Source organism: Archaeoglobus sp. (assembly GCF_017656475.1).
In the GTDB taxonomy this organism is placed as follows: domain Archaea; phylum Halobacteriota; class Archaeoglobi; order Archaeoglobales; family Archaeoglobaceae; genus Archaeoglobus.
Map to the genome: position 1 here is coordinate 67003 of NZ_JACDNT010000004.1, position 15909 is coordinate 82911.

At 46.5% G+C, this 15909-nt stretch carries 24 protein-coding genes; 9 read left to right on the plus strand and 15 right to left on the minus strand.

Features of this window, described 5'->3' with window-relative positions; all coding sequences use genetic code 11:
- Positions 1 to 46 precede the first annotated feature (46 nt).
- The gene (gene nikR / locus H0Z19_RS02080; protein ID WP_290723321.1) at positions 47 to 463 is read left to right on the plus strand and encodes a nickel-responsive transcriptional regulator NikR; all 417 of its coding nucleotides are present in this window, start codon (positions 47 to 49) and stop codon (positions 461 to 463) included.
- Here the strand turns inward: nikR and priS are convergent.
- From priS to H0Z19_RS02095, 3 genes are read right to left on the minus strand one after another with little or no spacing between them, the layout of a single operon-like run.
- The gene (priS, locus tag H0Z19_RS02085; protein WP_290723323.1) at positions 460 to 1467 is read right to left on the minus strand and encodes a DNA primase catalytic subunit PriS; all 1008 of its coding nucleotides are present in this window, start codon (positions 1465 to 1467) and stop codon (positions 460 to 462) included. The genes nikR and priS overlap by 4 nt on opposite strands.
- Positions 1461 to 1874, minus strand: coding sequence for a secondary thiamine-phosphate synthase enzyme YjbQ (locus H0Z19_RS02090; RefSeq protein WP_290723325.1), 414 nt, complete (start codon positions 1872 to 1874; stop codon positions 1461 to 1463). The genes priS and H0Z19_RS02090 overlap by 7 nt, the downstream gene beginning before the upstream one ends.
- Complete coding sequence (locus H0Z19_RS02095) at positions 1867 to 2253, minus strand: UPF0146 family protein (protein ID WP_290723327.1); 387 nt, start codon at positions 2251 to 2253, stop codon at positions 1867 to 1869. The genes H0Z19_RS02090 and H0Z19_RS02095 overlap by 8 nt, the downstream gene beginning before the upstream one ends.
- Before the next feature lie 37 nt (positions 2254 to 2290).
- Between H0Z19_RS02095 and rimI the strand changes: the two genes are divergently transcribed.
- The gene (rimI, locus tag H0Z19_RS02100) at positions 2291 to 2740 is read left to right on the plus strand and encodes a ribosomal protein S18-alanine N-acetyltransferase (RefSeq protein ID WP_290723329.1); all 450 of its coding nucleotides are present in this window, start codon (positions 2291 to 2293) and stop codon (positions 2738 to 2740) included.
- On the opposite strand, the gene H0Z19_RS02105 is transcribed toward rimI, so the two are convergent.
- The 4 genes from H0Z19_RS02105 to H0Z19_RS02120 form a co-directional block, all read right to left on the minus strand.
- On the minus strand, positions 2712 to 2993 hold the full coding sequence (locus H0Z19_RS02105; RefSeq protein WP_290723331.1) for a UPF0058 family protein: 282 nt from the start codon (positions 2991 to 2993) through the stop codon (positions 2712 to 2714). The two genes, rimI and H0Z19_RS02105, sit on opposite strands and share 29 nt — an antisense overlap.
- A 137-nt stretch (positions 2994 to 3130) precedes the next feature.
- On the minus strand, positions 3131 to 3334 hold the full coding sequence (locus tag H0Z19_RS02110) for a MoaD/ThiS family protein (RefSeq protein ID WP_290723333.1): 204 nt from the start codon (positions 3332 to 3334) through the stop codon (positions 3131 to 3133).
- A 218-nt stretch (positions 3335 to 3552) separates the two neighbouring features.
- The gene (locus tag H0Z19_RS02115) at positions 3553 to 3870 is read right to left on the minus strand and encodes a DUF4870 domain-containing protein (protein ID WP_290723335.1); all 318 of its coding nucleotides are present in this window, start codon (positions 3868 to 3870) and stop codon (positions 3553 to 3555) included.
- 30 nt (positions 3871 to 3900) lie between these two features.
- Positions 3901 to 5274, minus strand: a complete 1374-nt coding sequence (locus H0Z19_RS02120) for a DHH family phosphoesterase (RefSeq protein WP_290723337.1) — start codon at positions 5272 to 5274, stop codon at positions 3901 to 3903.
- 50 nt (positions 5275 to 5324) lie between these two features.
- Between H0Z19_RS02120 and H0Z19_RS02125 the strand changes: the two genes are divergently transcribed.
- Both H0Z19_RS02125 and thiL read left to right on the plus strand, forming a co-directional pair.
- The gene (locus H0Z19_RS02125; protein WP_290723339.1) at positions 5325 to 5981 is read left to right on the plus strand and encodes a 16S rRNA methyltransferase; all 657 of its coding nucleotides are present in this window, start codon (positions 5325 to 5327) and stop codon (positions 5979 to 5981) included.
- The gene (gene thiL / locus H0Z19_RS02130; RefSeq protein WP_290723340.1) at positions 5950 to 6825 is read left to right on the plus strand and encodes a thiamine-phosphate kinase; all 876 of its coding nucleotides are present in this window, start codon (positions 5950 to 5952) and stop codon (positions 6823 to 6825) included. Before H0Z19_RS02125 ends, thiL begins: the two co-directional genes overlap by 32 nt.
- A 20-nt stretch (positions 6826 to 6845) precedes the next feature.
- Here the strand turns inward: thiL and H0Z19_RS02135 are convergent, their stop codons facing one another.
- From H0Z19_RS02135 to H0Z19_RS02170, 8 genes are read right to left on the minus strand one after another with little or no spacing between them, the layout of a single operon-like run.
- The gene (locus H0Z19_RS02135) at positions 6846 to 7478 is read right to left on the minus strand and encodes a diphthine--ammonia ligase (protein ID WP_290723342.1); all 633 of its coding nucleotides are present in this window, start codon (positions 7476 to 7478) and stop codon (positions 6846 to 6848) included.
- A 15-nt stretch (positions 7479 to 7493) separates the two neighbouring features.
- On the minus strand, positions 7494 to 7877 hold the full coding sequence (cbiX, locus tag H0Z19_RS02140; protein ID WP_290723344.1) for a sirohydrochlorin cobaltochelatase: 384 nt from the start codon (positions 7875 to 7877) through the stop codon (positions 7494 to 7496).
- 15 nt (positions 7878 to 7892) lie between these two features.
- On the minus strand, positions 7893 to 8465 hold the full coding sequence (locus H0Z19_RS02145; protein WP_290723346.1) for a cobalt-precorrin-7 (C(5))-methyltransferase: 573 nt from the start codon (positions 8463 to 8465) through the stop codon (positions 7893 to 7895).
- Positions 8419 to 9318, minus strand: coding sequence for a cobalt-precorrin-5B (C(1))-methyltransferase (locus H0Z19_RS02150; RefSeq protein WP_290723349.1), 900 nt, complete (start codon positions 9316 to 9318; stop codon positions 8419 to 8421). Before H0Z19_RS02150 ends, H0Z19_RS02145 begins: the two co-directional genes overlap by 47 nt.
- Positions 9299 to 10636: a precorrin-3B C(17)-methyltransferase gene (cobJ, locus tag H0Z19_RS02155; RefSeq protein ID WP_290723351.1), complete on the minus strand. Its 1338-nt coding sequence runs from the start codon at positions 10634 to 10636 to the stop codon at positions 9299 to 9301. Before cobJ ends, H0Z19_RS02150 begins: the two co-directional genes overlap by 20 nt.
- Positions 10620 to 11351 carry a cobalamin biosynthesis protein gene (locus tag H0Z19_RS02160; protein WP_290723353.1) on the minus strand — a complete coding sequence of 244 codons (732 nt, stop codon included), beginning with the start codon at positions 11349 to 11351 and terminating at the stop codon, positions 10620 to 10622. The genes cobJ and H0Z19_RS02160 overlap by 17 nt, the downstream gene beginning before the upstream one ends.
- On the minus strand, positions 11323 to 12027 hold the full coding sequence (locus H0Z19_RS02165; RefSeq protein WP_290723355.1) for an SAM-dependent methyltransferase: 705 nt from the start codon (positions 12025 to 12027) through the stop codon (positions 11323 to 11325). The genes H0Z19_RS02160 and H0Z19_RS02165 overlap by 29 nt, the downstream gene beginning before the upstream one ends.
- A gap of 1 nt (position 12028) precedes the next feature.
- Entirely contained in the window at positions 12029 to 12625 is a 597-nt protein-coding gene (locus H0Z19_RS02170) for an SAM-dependent methyltransferase (protein ID WP_290723357.1), read from the minus strand.
- A 110-nt stretch (positions 12626 to 12735) separates the two neighbouring features.
- Between H0Z19_RS02170 and cbiM the strand changes: the two genes are divergently transcribed.
- The 5 genes from cbiM to H0Z19_RS02195 are packed head-to-tail and all read left to right on the plus strand — an operon-like array spanning position 12736 to position 15774.
- On the plus strand, positions 12736 to 13389 hold the full coding sequence (gene cbiM, locus H0Z19_RS02175) for a cobalt ECF transporter S component CbiM (RefSeq protein ID WP_365892218.1): 654 nt from the start codon (positions 12736 to 12738) through the stop codon (positions 13387 to 13389).
- Positions 13386 to 13655 (plus strand): energy-coupling factor ABC transporter substrate-binding protein, encoded by a 270-nt coding sequence (locus H0Z19_RS02180; RefSeq protein ID WP_290723359.1) that lies wholly within the window; start codon positions 13386 to 13388, stop codon positions 13653 to 13655. Before cbiM ends, H0Z19_RS02180 begins: the two co-directional genes overlap by 4 nt.
- Entirely contained in the window at positions 13639 to 14361 is a 723-nt protein-coding gene (cbiQ, locus tag H0Z19_RS02185; protein WP_290723361.1) for a cobalt ECF transporter T component CbiQ, read from the plus strand. The genes H0Z19_RS02180 and cbiQ overlap by 17 nt, the downstream gene beginning before the upstream one ends.
- Positions 14358 to 15302 (plus strand): ATP-binding cassette domain-containing protein, encoded by a 945-nt coding sequence (locus tag H0Z19_RS02190; RefSeq protein ID WP_290723364.1) that lies wholly within the window; start codon positions 14358 to 14360, stop codon positions 15300 to 15302. Before cbiQ ends, H0Z19_RS02190 begins: the two co-directional genes overlap by 4 nt.
- Entirely contained in the window at positions 15280 to 15774 is a 495-nt protein-coding gene (locus H0Z19_RS02195; protein ID WP_290723366.1) for a methyltransferase domain-containing protein, read from the plus strand. Before H0Z19_RS02190 ends, H0Z19_RS02195 begins: the two co-directional genes overlap by 23 nt.
- The last annotated feature ends 135 nt before the right edge of the window (positions 15775 to 15909 follow it).

Sequence of the window (15909 nt, forward strand, 5' to 3'; positions counted from 1 at the left end):
AAAAAATCAGGAATACTTTTTTATAAATTTCTGAACGAAGTTATGCATGGAAGAGGGAATAACAAGAATCGGTGTGAGTCTGCCGAAAAACCTCCTCGACGAGTTCGACAGAATAATCTCCACCAGAGGCTACTCATCAAGGAGTGAAGCCATCAGAGATGCGATTCGGACTTACATAACCGAGTACAGGTGGCTTGAGAGCGAAAAAGGAGAGGTTGTGGGCGTTTTAGTTGTGCTTTATGACCACCACGTAAAGGGTGTCAGCGACTTGCTCATCGACCTGCAGCACGACTTTCACGAAATTATCACCTCAAGCACGCACATACACCTCAACGAGGACCAGTGTCTTGAGATGATACTCGTCAAGGGAAAAATGGAGAGGATAAAAGTACTTGTTGATAAAATTTCGGCTGCGAGAGGTGTTATGAACGTCAAGCTAATCTCGGCAGTCAAAAAGGTCTAAGATTCGTAGCTCGCAAGTCCCCTGCATATCAAAAACACTGCAGCGTACTCGGGAAGCTTCACTCTGCCCGGATATATCCTCCCCTTGAAATCACCAATCCTCAGTTTGACTCTTTTTGTCGTTTTCAGAGTTACCTCCTCATCGCCAAAGGCGACGGCATCTTTGAGGGGGTCGAAGCTGTCGATATCCTCAACTTCCGTCACTCTCAGCCCGGTCTTCCCGTGAAGGCTCCCTGGAAGTCTGATCAGCCTCTTGATGTCTGCCGTGACCGGAGCGTCGATGTGAACGCTGAGGAGTGTGTAATCAAACTTTTCTATAGCTTGAACTACTTTCTTGGGGAGCTTCTCTTTTTTCAAATCTGCAGATGAAATTTTGAGCTTCTTGGCCAGCATTTCATCCGACTCAATTTTTTTCATGAGGTAGTTCAGAATTCTTCTCGCCGCATTTGAATCCACAACTCTTCCATCAACAACTATTCTCGGCGAATTGAGGCGTAGGTAATCAACAACCTCTCTCCTTTCCGCACTCCCAAGTGAGAGAAACTCCTCATCGTGGACGTGGACATGATAACCTCTACCACCAGAAAAGTAAGTTTTCATATCTTTTATTCCAAAATCAGCCCGGAGAATGGCTGTAAGCTTCTTTATCTCCCTCTTGGCCATTTCAAGCGCTCTCTCAAAAGATTTGGTTTTTACAGGAAGGTGATCCGCATCTATGTCGAAAATAAAGTCCGCCCCCAGCCAGCCCTTATCCTCCATCCTGCTCTCTGCAGGCTTTTCGTAGTATGCGGAAGAGAAGTAGATGTGAGCTGGGATGTTGGAAAGAACGTAAGCTTTGAAATCAGTTTCAGAGCTGAAGGATATGTGCCTGTGCATCACAAAGTCCGGTAGCGATTCGAGCGGAACGAAGGCGAATTCCCGCTTTCTAAACTCCCTCGGTAGCCCAATATCGTTTTTCGAGTAGTACTCCTCGAATTTCTTTTTCAGGTAGAGCTTGGTCAGCATGACCTCAGAATCTGAAGCAATACTTTCCTTTTTCTCCTTCTGGTGTCGAAGTTTATAACGACAACCTGCTGCCACGTCCCCAGAATCAGCCGCTTGTTTTGGAAGGGTACAACAACAGAGGGGCCGACTATGCTCGCCTTAACATGCCCTGAGCCGTTGTCATCTCCCCAGGTTTTGTGGTGCTCGTAGTGCTCTCCATAAGGAGCGATTTTTTCCATGATTCTTGGAAGGTCTTTTTTCAAACCCGGTTCATATTCAATGGTCGTTATGGCCCCTGTGCTTCCAATGCTGAATACAGGAACCGCTCCACTCTCAACACCGCTCTCTTTAACAAAATTCTTCACCTCATCCGTTATGTCAGTCATATCCCCAAAACCGTCCAGCTCAACCTCAATCTCTTTAATCATATTCCTCCCTCCTTACAAGGTAGAACTGCACACCCTTGTAGTTTACGATTTTTGCGTCCATGTAGTCCCCATAGAGGGGTTTGATGATGCAGTCTGCCCCAATTTTTTGCGAGACCATCAGTATTGCGGAAAAAAGCTCAGGTGGTGGTCGGATCGAGTAGATTAGAGACGCTCCTTTATAAATTTGAATTTTGGGGCTTGTGATATCATCTAAGTAAAACCTGCACCCTTCCGGAACATCTCTTTTGACTATATCAGTCACGACAACCTCAAAACCCCTTTTTGCCAGAATCTCTGCCACTGCCGTAAACCTTCCTACTCCTACCTCCACCACCTTCCCGCTGTAGTTCTCTGCGATGTAGTCAGCAACCTGCAGCATGAACAATTTTTATATCCTAAACGAACAATTAAGTTTTGTGCAGACTGTAGCGATAAGAGACTACACTCACAAAGATTTCAAAGAAATCCTCGAGATAGATAAGGAGGCTTTTTCCCCACGCAATCCTGCCTACGACGTTTATGTTTACATAACCTACGGTTCCGACTTGCTTGTTGCGGATATAGGTTCCAAAATAGCCGGATACATTGTTACAATGGATATCGACGAGTTCACTGGAAAGATAATAGCCTTTGCCGTAAGAAAAGAGTTCAGGGGGATGGGAATAGGAAAGATGCTTCTTTCGGAAGCGATTAAAAGGCTCGAAGGAAGGGGGAAGAGGAAGATACTGCTCGAAGTGAGGGTTTCAAACGTTCAGGCTCAAAAACTGTACAAAAAATTTGGATTTGAAATCATCGATGTGATCAATGGCTACTACAGCGACGGGGAAGATGCGTACCTCATGGCTCGCACATCTCAGGTGCAATAGATTGGATTACAAACCTTATGCTTTCACTCTCCATCAAATCCTCCGGGCTGCGCTCCCTGAAAATCTCGGAAATACCCTTACAAAGAAGAGAAATGGCCTTTTTGTGTTCAGTTTTGCTTTTGTGGATGTGTACGGGCTGAACGCCCAGTTCGTCATAGGCCCTGAAGTGGCCGTTGGCAATGCCTGCATTCTCAAAAAGCTTTTTAATGTTGTAGAGGGTCAGGTGCAGCAGGATTATTTCTTCTTTGTGCATGAGACATCACTCCCTTATTAGCGGTAATCAACATCTTTTATAAGTTTTACTGCTATATTTCACATGAAAAACTTTTATAACGTTTTATTCTATACGTTTTGTGGAAAATTTAAATTAATGAAAAAATATTTAAAAACCTAACCTCCCGAAATTACTCTTACAACCTTTATCTCCCCTCCCTCTGCTTTCTCATCCACCGGAACGGGGAGGTTGTCCCTCACCACCACAACCGTTTCGGGATTGATGCCGAGCGATTCAAGTATCTCCGAGTAGCTTTGCCCGTTCACATCAACCTCAGTCTCTTTAATTTCAAAACCGACAAACTTTATTTTCAGCTTCATTCTTCAGGCAGGACTTCCTTAGAGATTTCCTTTATGCTTTCTCCACTCTTCACAGTTTTTATCTCTCCGACATTGCTCTCAAGGAGCTTTTCATCCTTGCTAAAAAGCTTTCTCATGCCCTTTCTTCTAAACTTGCGCCAGTTGAATCGCCTCATCCGATCACCAATCATATATAGTGTAAAAGGAGGTAGAAATAGTTTTTGTTTCAGTTATGTGAGTTAGGTGTAGTTAGGGCTCAACTGCTCTTCAGCAATGTCTCCAAAAATAGGCAGCTTAAACGCCTCTCCGCGACTTGCCTTGACGATGCAGAATGCCCAGAGGATGATACTGAAGGCCATTACGATTCTTGAGAGTATAACTCCACCGGGAATCACGGGAAGGAGAATAACCAGAGCTGCTATCGTTGAGAAAGTTAGAGTTGACTGGATAGCATGAAATCTAACGAACGGACTCCTGTCGAATAAAAACAGCACTCCGGTTACGAAGCCAAGGGTGTAGCACATAGCTGCCCTTACGTTCTCGCTTATAAGTTCCATAATTTTAATTTCTCTTCTGGGTTAAAGACCTTACCTCTTCAATTGCTCTCCTATTACTCTGTCGAGAATCTTCAAAAACTCATCCTCTTTCCCTTCTGGAATTGTAGCCCCGGCTGCAACACTGTGTCCCCCTCCGACTCCTCCAACAGACTCTGCAGCTTTCTTAAGGGCCTTTGCCAGATGCACTCCCTTCTCGACAAGTCTGTAGGTCGCCCTTGCAGACACCTTCACACCCTTATCACTTTCCGCAAATGCTACTATCGGCTTCTCCCTGTTTCCCTTGTAAAAGCACATCCCCGCAACGATTCCGACGATTGTATCGGGTATGTTGTCTCTTGCATGGAAATACTGAATGTTCTCAAGCTCCTCAATCCCTTCCCTGTCAACGAACTTTATTCCATCCGAAAGGTTCCTTCTGTGGTTCTGCAGAAGCGTTCTCGCCCTTCTGTAAGCTCTCACATCACCGAGGCAAACGCCCATCCCCACCTCTGCCTCATTGTATCTGGCCGTTGCGTTTAGCAGTGTGGAGAACTCCATTGCGTCTCTCTTCTCCGTCCCCTCCTCCTCGTTAATGAGGATGTAACACTCTCCGACCATCCTCAGAATGCTCGTGTAGGGGATTCCAAAATCCATTGCCAAGCCCACTAAAGCGGAAACGACCTTTCTCTTCTTGTCAATCTCAAGGTCTATCCACCTTACCCACGGATCCACACCAAGACTGTCCAGAAGATTCAGAACACCAGCCTCGTTGCCAGTAATTCCCGGAATAAACGGATCGGAGTTGTACTCAAGCATCTTTGCAACGGGTCTCGTCTGCTTGCCGAAAAATCTCAGGTCGCGTATTATTTCTATCTGGCCTTTCCTTTTACCCTCCATTACTATTTCCCGGTTAAGACCCTTTAGCATTCCCCACCTTGAGTCTTGCAAATCACCAACAGCTCCGACGATTGAGATTGGCAGAAGGTCAGAGTTGTCAATTTCGTAATCAAACAGAGTAGTCCCATTTCGCAGATACCTAGACACAAGGTACGTCGTTGTGGCACCGCTTAGCTCAAAAGCCCCATCGTAGCCAAAATCGTGTGGATTGAGCTGCATTGGATGGGAGCGTTGCGGAACGTGGTGGTCGGTTATGGCAAACTCAATACCTTCCAGCAGGTCGATAACGCCGCTTCCAATGTCAGTAAACCAGACAAAAGTGTTCTTGTCCTTTATTGTCTCAATTTCGACCTCATCGAGCTGCTTTACAAATTTTATTCTGCTTTCAATGCCTGCTCTCAGCAAAGAAGTGTGGGCAATCGTTCCGGCTGTTATGCCGTCCGCATCGATGTGAGTTACGACTAAAACCTCTTCGTGCTTCAAAATTTGTCTCGCAATCTCTGCTGCTCTCCTTAAAAGTTCATTCACAGAATAAGTTCTTGAGAAAAGAACTTAAACTTTTTTGCTCCATTTCCTCTGTGGGGAGTGCATTCGTCTTTCTTGAGGCATCGCTCGAACTCGTTCCGGAAGAAATACGCAACCACCCAGCGGTAAGGGCTGATGCGAGAAGGAGGGGAAAGAGTCCATCCAGGATTCTGCTGGATGACTCAAAACACCACTCGGCAATGAAATCGCTGAGATTCCGGGAAAAGAGAGGGAGGCCGGACATAATCCACCAGTGCCTCCTCCTCCTTCTTGACTCACCCGTGGAGGACTTTGAAGTTTACGTGCACACAATCAACGGTGAGCTGATCTGGATAAACCGCAAAACTCGACTTCCGAGGAACTATAACCGCTTTGTTGGACTGATGGAGAAGCTTTTCGTTGAGAGGAAGATAGTTTCAGAAACGACGTTGATTGAGTTCGTTGATCTCAAGCTGAGAGATGTTGCCGAAAATAAAGAGGTTTTGCTTTTCAGAGAAAAAGGAGATGTAGTTGATTTTGGAGATATGCTTGAAGACGATGTGACAATCTGCGTCGGTGCATTTCCGCACGGCGATTTCTTTGAAGAAACTCTCAGCGAGCTTGGAAATTTCAAAGAAATCAGTCTTGGTACAGAGAGTTACACAAGCCTTTATGTTACGAGTCGCGTTTTGTGCGAATATGAAAGAGTTCGATCTCATAAAGATCGTTGAACGCTTATTTGGAAATGAAGATGTTATCACTCCCGCGGGAAAGCACGATGCTGCATACGTCAAGATTGGAAACAGATTAGTCGTGCTGACCTGCGACACTGTTAACGAGATAAGCGACTTCCCACCATACATGCTTCCTGAGGAGATGGGCTGGATGGCAATTGCCGTCACTCTTTCAGATATTGCCGCTTGTGGAGCCAAACCCCTCTACTTTCTCAGCTCCATTTCCCTTAAGTCCACCGAATACTTTGAGGAAATACTTAAAGGGATGAAGAAGGTTGCCGACAGATACGGTATCAAGATTGTTGGAGGGGACATAGATTTTAGTGAAGTGACAACAATAGCTGGCTTTGCCATAGGAGAGGCGAAGAGGCACATAACAAGAAAGGGGGCAAGAGGGGGAGAAAATGTTTTCATAACAGACCTTCCCGGAAAAGCCCAGCTGTGCCTCGAAATGCTTGAAAACGGGGCAAAAAGGGATGAACTGCCCTATGCGGAGAAACTCTACACTCCAGTTCCCAGAATTGAGGAGGGGATGAGAATCGCCCGCTATGCTTCATCAATGACGGACGTCAGCGATAGCCTTGCTGTCAGCTTGCATCAAATCAGCCAGAGCAGCAACGTTAAAATCGTGATAGACAACATTGACCTCTCTCACCTGAGCGGTGCGAGAAAACCGCTTGAGCTGTTTCTTTACGGTGGTGGTGACTTCGAACTCGTTTATACGGCGAAAAGCAGTGAGGACGGTATTAGAATAGGCAGGGTTGAGAAAGGCGGTGGAGTTTTTGCTGAGTTTAACGGGAAAACGTTCGAGGTTGAGTTCAGAGGTTATTCTCATTTTTAGTAAAATTAAAATTCCTTGGATTAAATAAAATTCGGAACTTTTACCCTCAAATGATAGTATCTTTCGCCCTCATAAACCCCTCCAAACTCTACTACAACCCTCTCTTTGAATATTGGCCCGTCAACAACAAGTGTGTGAAACTCACCGTTCTCCCCGCAGGGGTCAACTCCATTTTCCAACGCAAAATCGATTAACTGTTCATCAAACTTTTTACCAAGAATCTCCTTCAAATCCTTCCTCACTGCAATAACGTAGGCTTCGAATCCCGCAGCAACGAACTCTCTTGCCAGCTTTTCCGTATCCTCTTTCCAGAGAGGAAAAACAGGCTCAATCCCCACCTCACCGCAAACCCTCTCTATCCAGTCTCGATGTTCTTGCAGATAAATGTCTCCGAAAATGGCCTTTTTAACGCCAATCCTTCTGAAGACGTTCTTTAGCCTCTCTTCGTAGGTTTCCCACGTCGTCTCTTCGGTGAGTATTTCTTTGCCCATCGCCCTCTCCTGAGCTTTGATAATTTCGACATCAATGCCGTGCGCCCTCGCCTTCCCTTCGTGAACCATGCAGAGCAGTCTGTCAACGTTAGTTTCTTTCAACGCTCTCCACAAGGCGAGGCTGCTGTCCTTCCCCCCACTCCACATTGCGATGGTTACCATCCTTACCCCCTATTCTCATTCTCTCCCGATTCTGTAAACAGAGTTGAGTATTGCGTACGTCACAAAGTAGTCCTCACCAATCGGCTCGCAGATTACGACCTTCTTCCCCTCAAACTCACCTTCCTTTATCCCTCTCCCTCTCGGAAACCCGAGTAAGTCCGGTAAATCTTCCGTGACATGCAGTCCGTAGGAGATGAATAGCGGTACTACATAAACGATATCGCAGTTCATCTCCCTTATGGCTTCATCGGGCATCGGTCTTCTTTTCCTGGCGGCAAAGGCTATTTTTACCTCATCAAAAGCGCCGCTATCCTCAATCCTCTTCCTGTGCAGCTCCATAACCTCTCTGTAATGGTTTAGCTGACTCCCGTGCCCAACAATCAACAACCCTTTCTTCATTCTACCACCTCCTTATCAACTTTCAACAAAAATTATCGCATAATCCGATTTAACCTCAACCGAATCTGCAAAACCCTCTCTAATCGATTCGCCCTCCATACAGAGGTTTTCAAGAAGTATAATCTTTCTATCTCCAAGCTTGGTGAGGTCAAATCTCCTGTCAGCCAAAATGAGCAAATGGCGATATTTAAGGAAATCAAGCGTCGATGAATCAAAATCTCTTGCGTGGCAGTCAACCACCACAACCTCCGTAAGGTCTACCTTGAGCTTGGCGAGGGCAAGCTGAACGCTCGAAATCCCCGGCTCTATCTCCACCTCTACTCCCATTTCCCTGAATTTTTTTCCAAGTCCAGCCACCATCGGGTCTCCGGTGGAGAGCACAACGACTTCTTTCTCTTTCCCCTCCCTTGCAATCTCCTCAAAAACTGAGCTGTCAAACCTGCTGAGAACTCTTTTCTCCTTCAACTCAAAATCGATGAGTTCAAAAGCTCTCCTGCTTCCGTAAACTATATCCGCTTTTCTCAGCAGTTCTTTACCTCTCTCAGTTATCTGTCCCCTGCATATCCCCGCTCCAACGACCCATATCATGCTCGATTACCTCCACTCTAACTCCAGCCTTTTCAGCCTTCTCCTGAATCTTATCCCTTCCACCAGCCCAGATTGAAAGCAAACCGGGGAAGCCGACAATAATCTTCTCGCCTGGATGCTTCAACGCTTCATCTATGTGAACTCCAAAGACAAAGGGCTGGTAGTCGGGATATTTTTTCAAAGCATAAAACCACGCTCTCCTGCCGGTTGTTATTGCTATCTTTCTATATTGCATCGCAATTTTCAGCTTGGTTTCCACGAGCTTTCTGCACCACGGCTCCACGAATCCCGTAGTTCCGAGAATGGAAATTCCGTTCTTCACTCCAACCCTCTCGTTTCCGGTCTTCTTGGCTACCTTTCTCCCATCTGGAACTTCAATGGCAACTCCCCCCTTGTATCCGAATTTTCTGCTGTAGAATTCGAAGTTTTTAATAATCTGCCTCATTGCAGATTCGCTGACAGCCCTTCTTCCTTTCCTCTCACCCACTCCCTCACCGAACTTTATCCCGGCATCGATTAAACGAGCCTCGAAAGCGAGGTTGTTGGTTACATCAAACTCGTGGTCTCCGGCAAACTTCCTGACCCTCGCAAAGCCACTTTCAGCCTCCTCTACCCTCACTCTGACTTTAATTCCAACAGGTGTGAGAACCTCAACCTCCTCGACCTCACCGGACTTAGAGCATATTGCTGCAGCAAGTGCCGCCGAAGCTGCTGTGCCGGTTGTTATACCTCTTCTCAGAAAGCCATCCTCTGTGAGAATATAAAGGCCTGATTTGACCTTCTCAGCCAACTCTGCATCCCCTCCGTGCCATTCGAAGGGGTATTCGTAAAGCTCAATCGGATCTCTCAGCATGCTCAATCAGGCAGTTAACAATCGCAGCACAGATTCCGCTTCCTCCTCTCGGCCCTTCAGTTGTTATCGACGGGATTTCGAGGCTCCTTATGGCTTCCTTGGACTCTGCTGCGTTCACAAAACCAACGGGTGTGGCCACAATAAATCTAGGTCGATGGCTTTGAGCAATCTCATACAAGGCTAGGGCGGCTGAAGGTGAGTTGCCTATTGCAACAATGCTCCCTTCAACCAGATCTTCAAGATTTCTTAACCCTGAGGCGGTCTTTGTATTCTCACCATCACCAAAATCAACTGCAGCTATTGAATCCCTCCTCAAACCTGCCTTTACCATGCGAACGTCAACGATTATCCTGCAATCGTCCTTCAAAGCCTTCACACCCTCGTAAACGTCCCCCTTAAACCTCAAAACGTCCCTGATAGACACATCTCCGGTGGTTGCGATGCACCTCCTCACTATATCCCCTTTCAACCCCTCTTCAGTGTGTAGGGCTTTAAGAATTTCCTCGCTTTTCCTCGCAATCTCCACACCCTCTCTTGTTTCCGCACCCATCTTAGCCCTTTTACGTTCTGGCGAAATTTTGTATTTTCTCGAGTAACCCCTTGGAGTAAACATAAATCCCCTCGCTGCAACGCTCTCAGAGTTTCCCACGATCAGAATCGTGTTCATGTCCACCTCATCCTCTTCAAGCTCCGAAACTCTCTTTATTGCAACTCTCTCACCATCCCTGAAAGCGTTTCTCACGACTCCTACCCACACATCCCCCCTGAACTTTCTTATCAGCTTCAAAACTTTCCTCAGATTTTCCCTCCTTCTCCTGCTAGAAGGGTTGTAAATTGCGACGACAAAATCTCCCTTAAGCGCATAAATTAACCTCTTTTCTATCTGGCTCCAAGGCACGAGAAGGTCGCTGAGGCTCACAACTGCATGGTCACCACTTATTGGAGAGCCGAGAAGTGCCGATGCGGCATTTACTGCTGTAACACCAGGAACAACCTCAATTGCCACATCCAGGTTGTTCTCAACAACATACTCAACAACGAGAGGCAGTATACCATAGACTGATGGATCGCCACCGCTTATAAGGGAGACAACATGCTCCCTCGCAAGATTCAGGGCAATCTCAACCCTCTCAACTTCTTTTCTCATCGGTGTGGTTACAACCTTCTTACCCTCAAGCAAATCGGAGATTCTTTCAACATAAGTTTTGTAGCCCACGACGTATTCTGACTCCTCGATGGCTTTTCTAGCCTTTAAAGTCATAAGCTCAACATTTCCGGGCCCTATGCCAACGACGTAAAGCTTACCTTGCGATTGCAACCGTTACACCTCCGTAAACTCTTTTCGGAAGCAAAAGCTCGCCGGTATTTGACGCGTAAATCGCGCAGCCTTCAGCAACGTTCTTCACTCCAATTTTTACCGCCTTGGTTTCCCTCAACTCCATGGAATTGAGCTCTTCAGCTTTAACGAAGAGAAGGGGCTTTTTCAACCTGTCTGCAACCTCCACAATCGCACTTCCTTTTTTTGCATCGAGAGTTGCAATAACTCTGACATCCTCAATCTCTGCACAAATCTCTGAAAGAGCTTTGTTTATGGCGTCAATAATCTCATCAGCCCTAACGCTTTTTCTGAAACCCACTCCTAAGCTGAGTCCGTTGCTGTACTCCATGGCTGTGGTTATCACCGCTTTCAGCCCAACACCTTCAAGAAGCCTAGCAACCTCATTTCCCCCGTGATGCCCTCCAAGCAGCACAACAGCATGTTTCAGGGGCTTGTCGAGCACGATTACCGCAGGGTCAGACCACTTGCTCCTCAATTTTCCGCAAATTCCTCTAACAACTATAGCAGCAGCAAGGTATGCGACGATGCAGTCGTAAGCCATCAACTTATCCCAAACGTCCCTTGAATACGGCACAAATTCGACTTCAGCATGGCCTTTCAGCAAATCGTGAATTTCCTTAAGTTTATCCCTATCTTTTTCAAAGCACAGGAGGGCGATTCTCATTTTATCCGTAGAGGTGTGACCTTTCATCATAACCCTCAACCACCTTTCCCACGATTATAGTTGCAGTCCTCCTTATCCCCCTCTTCCTTACCTCCTCAGCTATCTTTCCGAGTGTCGAGACTATCTTGACCTCATCCTCTCTGGAAGCGTGAAACACCACAGCGCATGGCTCCTCTTCTCCCCTCACCTTCGAAATCTTCTCCGCTACATACTCTACCCTGTCTGCCCCAAGAAGAATGACGAGTGTCAGAGGCAGCCTTGCAAGCTCTTCCAGGTAGTCCTCCTTAAGCGTCTTCCCCGCTGGCCTCACAATTGCCACGCCGGGTATGGACGGTGATGTGAGTTCTATGCAGAGCGAGGCAGCGGAGGCAAAGACGCTGCTGACTCCGGGAACAACCTCGCAATCAATTCCCTTTTTCCTCAACTCCCTTATCTGCTCCCAGATTGCTCCAAAAATAGACGGATCGCTGCTCTGCACCCTTACAACTTTCTTCCCCTCTTTCACAGCCCCTTCTATAATTTCAACAATCTCCTCAAGCTTCATTCCGTGACTGTTGACTTTCTCCCCTTCAAACTCACTAAGAAACTCCTCTTCTATAATTGATCCGGGATATATGATCAGATCAGCTTCCTTCAAAAGCCTGTACGCCTTGAGTGTGAGAAGCTCAACATCTCCCGGCCCGAAACCGACAAAGTAGACTTTCATACTACCTCCTCGCCACAAGAACGCTGAAGTAGCTCGATTTTTCGGGCATCTCGTCGTAAAAAACCTCACCGTCCATAAACATCCTTTCAAGAAGGAAGAACTCCCTAAACCCCATGTCTCTGAGTTTTCTCTCAACATCCATTGGATTTTTGACCTTCAGAATCACAGCAACCTCTGCCTCATCAAAGTTCGGAGTGGAGATTATGGCCGAATTGCTGATGAAAGTCTCTGTGAGGGCCATGGCTGCTGATATGCTGCTTATTCCGGGGACAATCATGATTTCGGCGTCCAGTTTAATTCTTCTCAACTCCTCAACGAGATGGCGAAATGTGGAGTAAAATACCGGGTCACCGATACAGCAAAAAGCTATCTCCTCATTTGCCCTTCTGGCAATCTCTTTAGCAAGATTTTTCACAACTTCTTCACTTTTACCCATCGGGAACTCCACGACTCTCGGTTCTCTAATATCTTTAACAATCTCATAGGCCATTTTTCCTGGAACTATCACCTCATCGACCTTCTCTATGACCTTGATTGCCTCAAGAGTCAGATGTTCTCTTGTAAGTCCAATTCCCACACCGTAAAGCAACCAGATCACCTCGGCATGATAGGTTATGCACCAACCACTACCAAGTTAATTAAACTTTACTCCAAATCCAAAAAATTTAAATAAAGTTTTTTTGATGTCAGGTCAAAGGAGGTGGTCTGGTGCACATAATGGAGGGTTTTCTTCCCGCTGAGTGGAGCGCTTTGTGGTACGCTTTTACCATGCCGATAGCAATTTACGGGGCATGGAAGACGAAGAAGTTAATAGACAGAGAACCGGCTACGAAGTCTCTTGTGGCGGTTGCTGCAGGATTTATCTTCGTACTCTCGGCTTTGAAGCTTCCTTCAGTCACCGGAAGCTGCTCTCATCCCACAGGCACTGGAATTGCTGTGATTCTTTTCGGGCCATCTGTAACGGCTTTCCTCTCGATTATCGTTCTCCTGTATCAGGCACTGCTTTTGGCTCACGGCGGTATCACGACTCTCGGAGCTAACACTGCATCAATGGGCATAATTGGCCCGTTTGTCGGTTGGTTGGCTTACAGAGCTTTGAAGGATTATAACTTTAAGGCTGCCGTCTTCGTTGCAGCTATGCTTGCTGATCTTGCCACCTACGTTGTGACATCACTGCAGCTTGCCCTGGCCTTTCCCTCATCTAAGGGGGTTTCGGGGATTCTGAGCTCAGCGGCAACATTCATGAGTGTATTCGCAATAACACAGGTTCCCCTGTCAATTGTAGAAGGGATCGTTGCGGTGATGCTGTTCTCATATCTCATCGAGGTTAGGAGTGACGTTCTGGAGGTGATAAAAGCATGATCAGGAAGGTAGCTGTCTTTTTCATCATTCTCTTTGCTCTTTTAGTCACAGCTCAAGCGGAGGAATGGGCCGGGACAGACGAGCAGGCGGAGGAGATTATATCAAAAATAAATCCGGATTACGAGCCTTGGTTCTCTCCAATCTGGGAGCCGCCAAGTGGTGAAATTGAGAGCCTGCTGTTCAGTCTTCAGGCGGCAATCGGGGCTTCCCTTATTGGTTATTTCCTCGGATACTACAGAGGACAGAAACATGCACGAAACGCTTGAAGCCGTTCAGATGTCGTCAAGGAAGGTTGTGGATGGAGATTTAAAGGTTTATCTTGCTTTATTATCCCTTTTACTTGTAATGGTTCTTGGAAAGTTCTCCCAAATCCTTGCAGCGGTGATATTCTCAGCGCTTTGCATTTACGCTGACCGGAAAGCATACATCAGAATAATCCGGGTTCCAGCGTTCTTTCTTCTGGGAGCGTTGGTTGTAATTCTTCTCACAATTGATGGAAAGGCTTTGGTAAGCTTCTGGATTTTCAGGATCACTGACGAAAGCATTGAAACAGCTTTTTCTGTTCTGCTTCGCTCGACTGCATCCCTGTCAGTTCTATCCTTCCTAATAATGACTACATCCATTCCTGAGTTCATCACTGCACTATCGAAGCTGAGAATCCCGAAGTTTATAGTTGAGATGCTTATGCTCATCTATAGAACAATTCAGATTCTTTTTGAGGAGATATCAAAGCTCGACACCGCAGCGTCATCGCGTCTCGGCTACCTCGGATTCAGGAACATGATAAGAACCGCTTCCCTCCTCGCATTTTCAGCATTTATGAAGTCTCTGAGGAGATCTGAGATCATGGAAGAGGCTTTGGAGTCGAGGTGTTACAGCGGTTGCTATCCTCTACTGCAATCCAGAAGCAGAGGTGCTGGCATCTCAGCTTCGATAATTACAGCAATAGTTCTCGCCGGGTGGTTGGGTTGATTCTCACGGAGAATCTCTGGTTCAGGTATGGTGAGAAGGACATTCTGAAAGGTGTGGATTTTAAAGCTGAGAAGGGAGTGGTTACGGTTCTGATGGGGAAGAATGGTGCCGGAAAGACGACCCTGCTGGAGCACTTCAACGGTCTGCTCAGACCCTATGAAGGATACGTCTCGGTCGATGGTGAGAGGCTGAAATATGACAGAAAGAGTCTCCTCAAGGTGAGGAGGAAGGTATTTTACGTTTTTCAGAATCCGGACGACCAGATTCTTTCTCCGACCGTCTGGCAGGAGGTCGCCTTCGGTCCGAAGAATCTCGGTATTGATGGAGAGGAGCTTGAAAAGGTTGTGAGGGAAGCTCTTGAGGCTGTCGGTCTGAATGGATACGAGCGGAGGCTCTGCAGCACTTTGAGCGGTGGGGAAAAGAGGAGGTTGACCATAGCCTCTGCCTTGGCCATGAATACCGAATACGTAATCATGGACGAGCCTTCAGCCAACGTTGATGGTTACGGCTTTGACATGATTGTCGAGCTTGTAAGAATGCTCAAAAAGGAGGGTAAGGGAGTCGTTATTTCCACACACGACCTCGATCTTGCCAAAGCCGTTGGAGACAAGTTTTATTTTATGGAGTCCGGAAGAATTGTCTGGGAGGGAGAAAGGCTGAGCTGGAACATGGCAAGAAAGCTCGGAATCAGAACTTTCCCATGTGGAAGGATTGTCTTGTCTTCCTTTCCAGAGGATGGATTTGACTTCGTTGGTGTTGTGGGTGATGGTGAGAAGGGAAAAGATGTCGTTGAAAAGGCAATTTTAAGGGCTATTGAAGGAAACAAAGTTCTGCTGATTTGCGAGGATGGGTGCATGCAGGATGTGGCCAAAGTGGTTATGAGGTATCCGGTTGAGGTTGAGGTGAGAGGGGGGAAAGATGGGAAAGTACACAAAAACTGAGGTTATTGGAGTGGTATTTTCAAAGTTAAAGCCAGACAAATCCAAGATTTTTGCAGACATTGGTTGTGGGAGCGGTGCTGTTACAGAGTTCTTTGCTCCATATGTCGCAAAGGCTTATGCTGTAGATTTGAGCGTTGAAGCCATAAAGCAGGCTCAGGAGAGGCTGAGAAAGTTCGAGAATGTTGAGGTTGTTTGCTCCGACGGAAAAGAGTTTCTTGAAAACCATAACGTTGATCTTGCGTTTTTTGGAGGGACTAAAGGGATTGAGTGCATGCTTGAAGTTTGCACCGCTGAGAGAGTAGTTGTTAACGCCGCAAGAGTTGATGTTGCGGTGAGGGTTGCGGAAAAGATGAAGGAGATTGGGATTTTTGAGGAAATTGTGCTGGTAAATGCTGCAAAAAGCTATGAATTAGCTGGAGGTTTAGCCTTCAAACCCTTAAACACTGTTTTCGTCGTTTGTGGTGAGTTGTGAGTGTTGCAAGGTTGCCCGATTTAGCTAGCATTTAGTTCTAAAAAGCACAATGCAAAATCTTGGTGCCGTTACATCTTCCTTGGAAATTATGGTTAAGTGCACAACATCCTAAACTTATCACCCAAGAACTTCTCA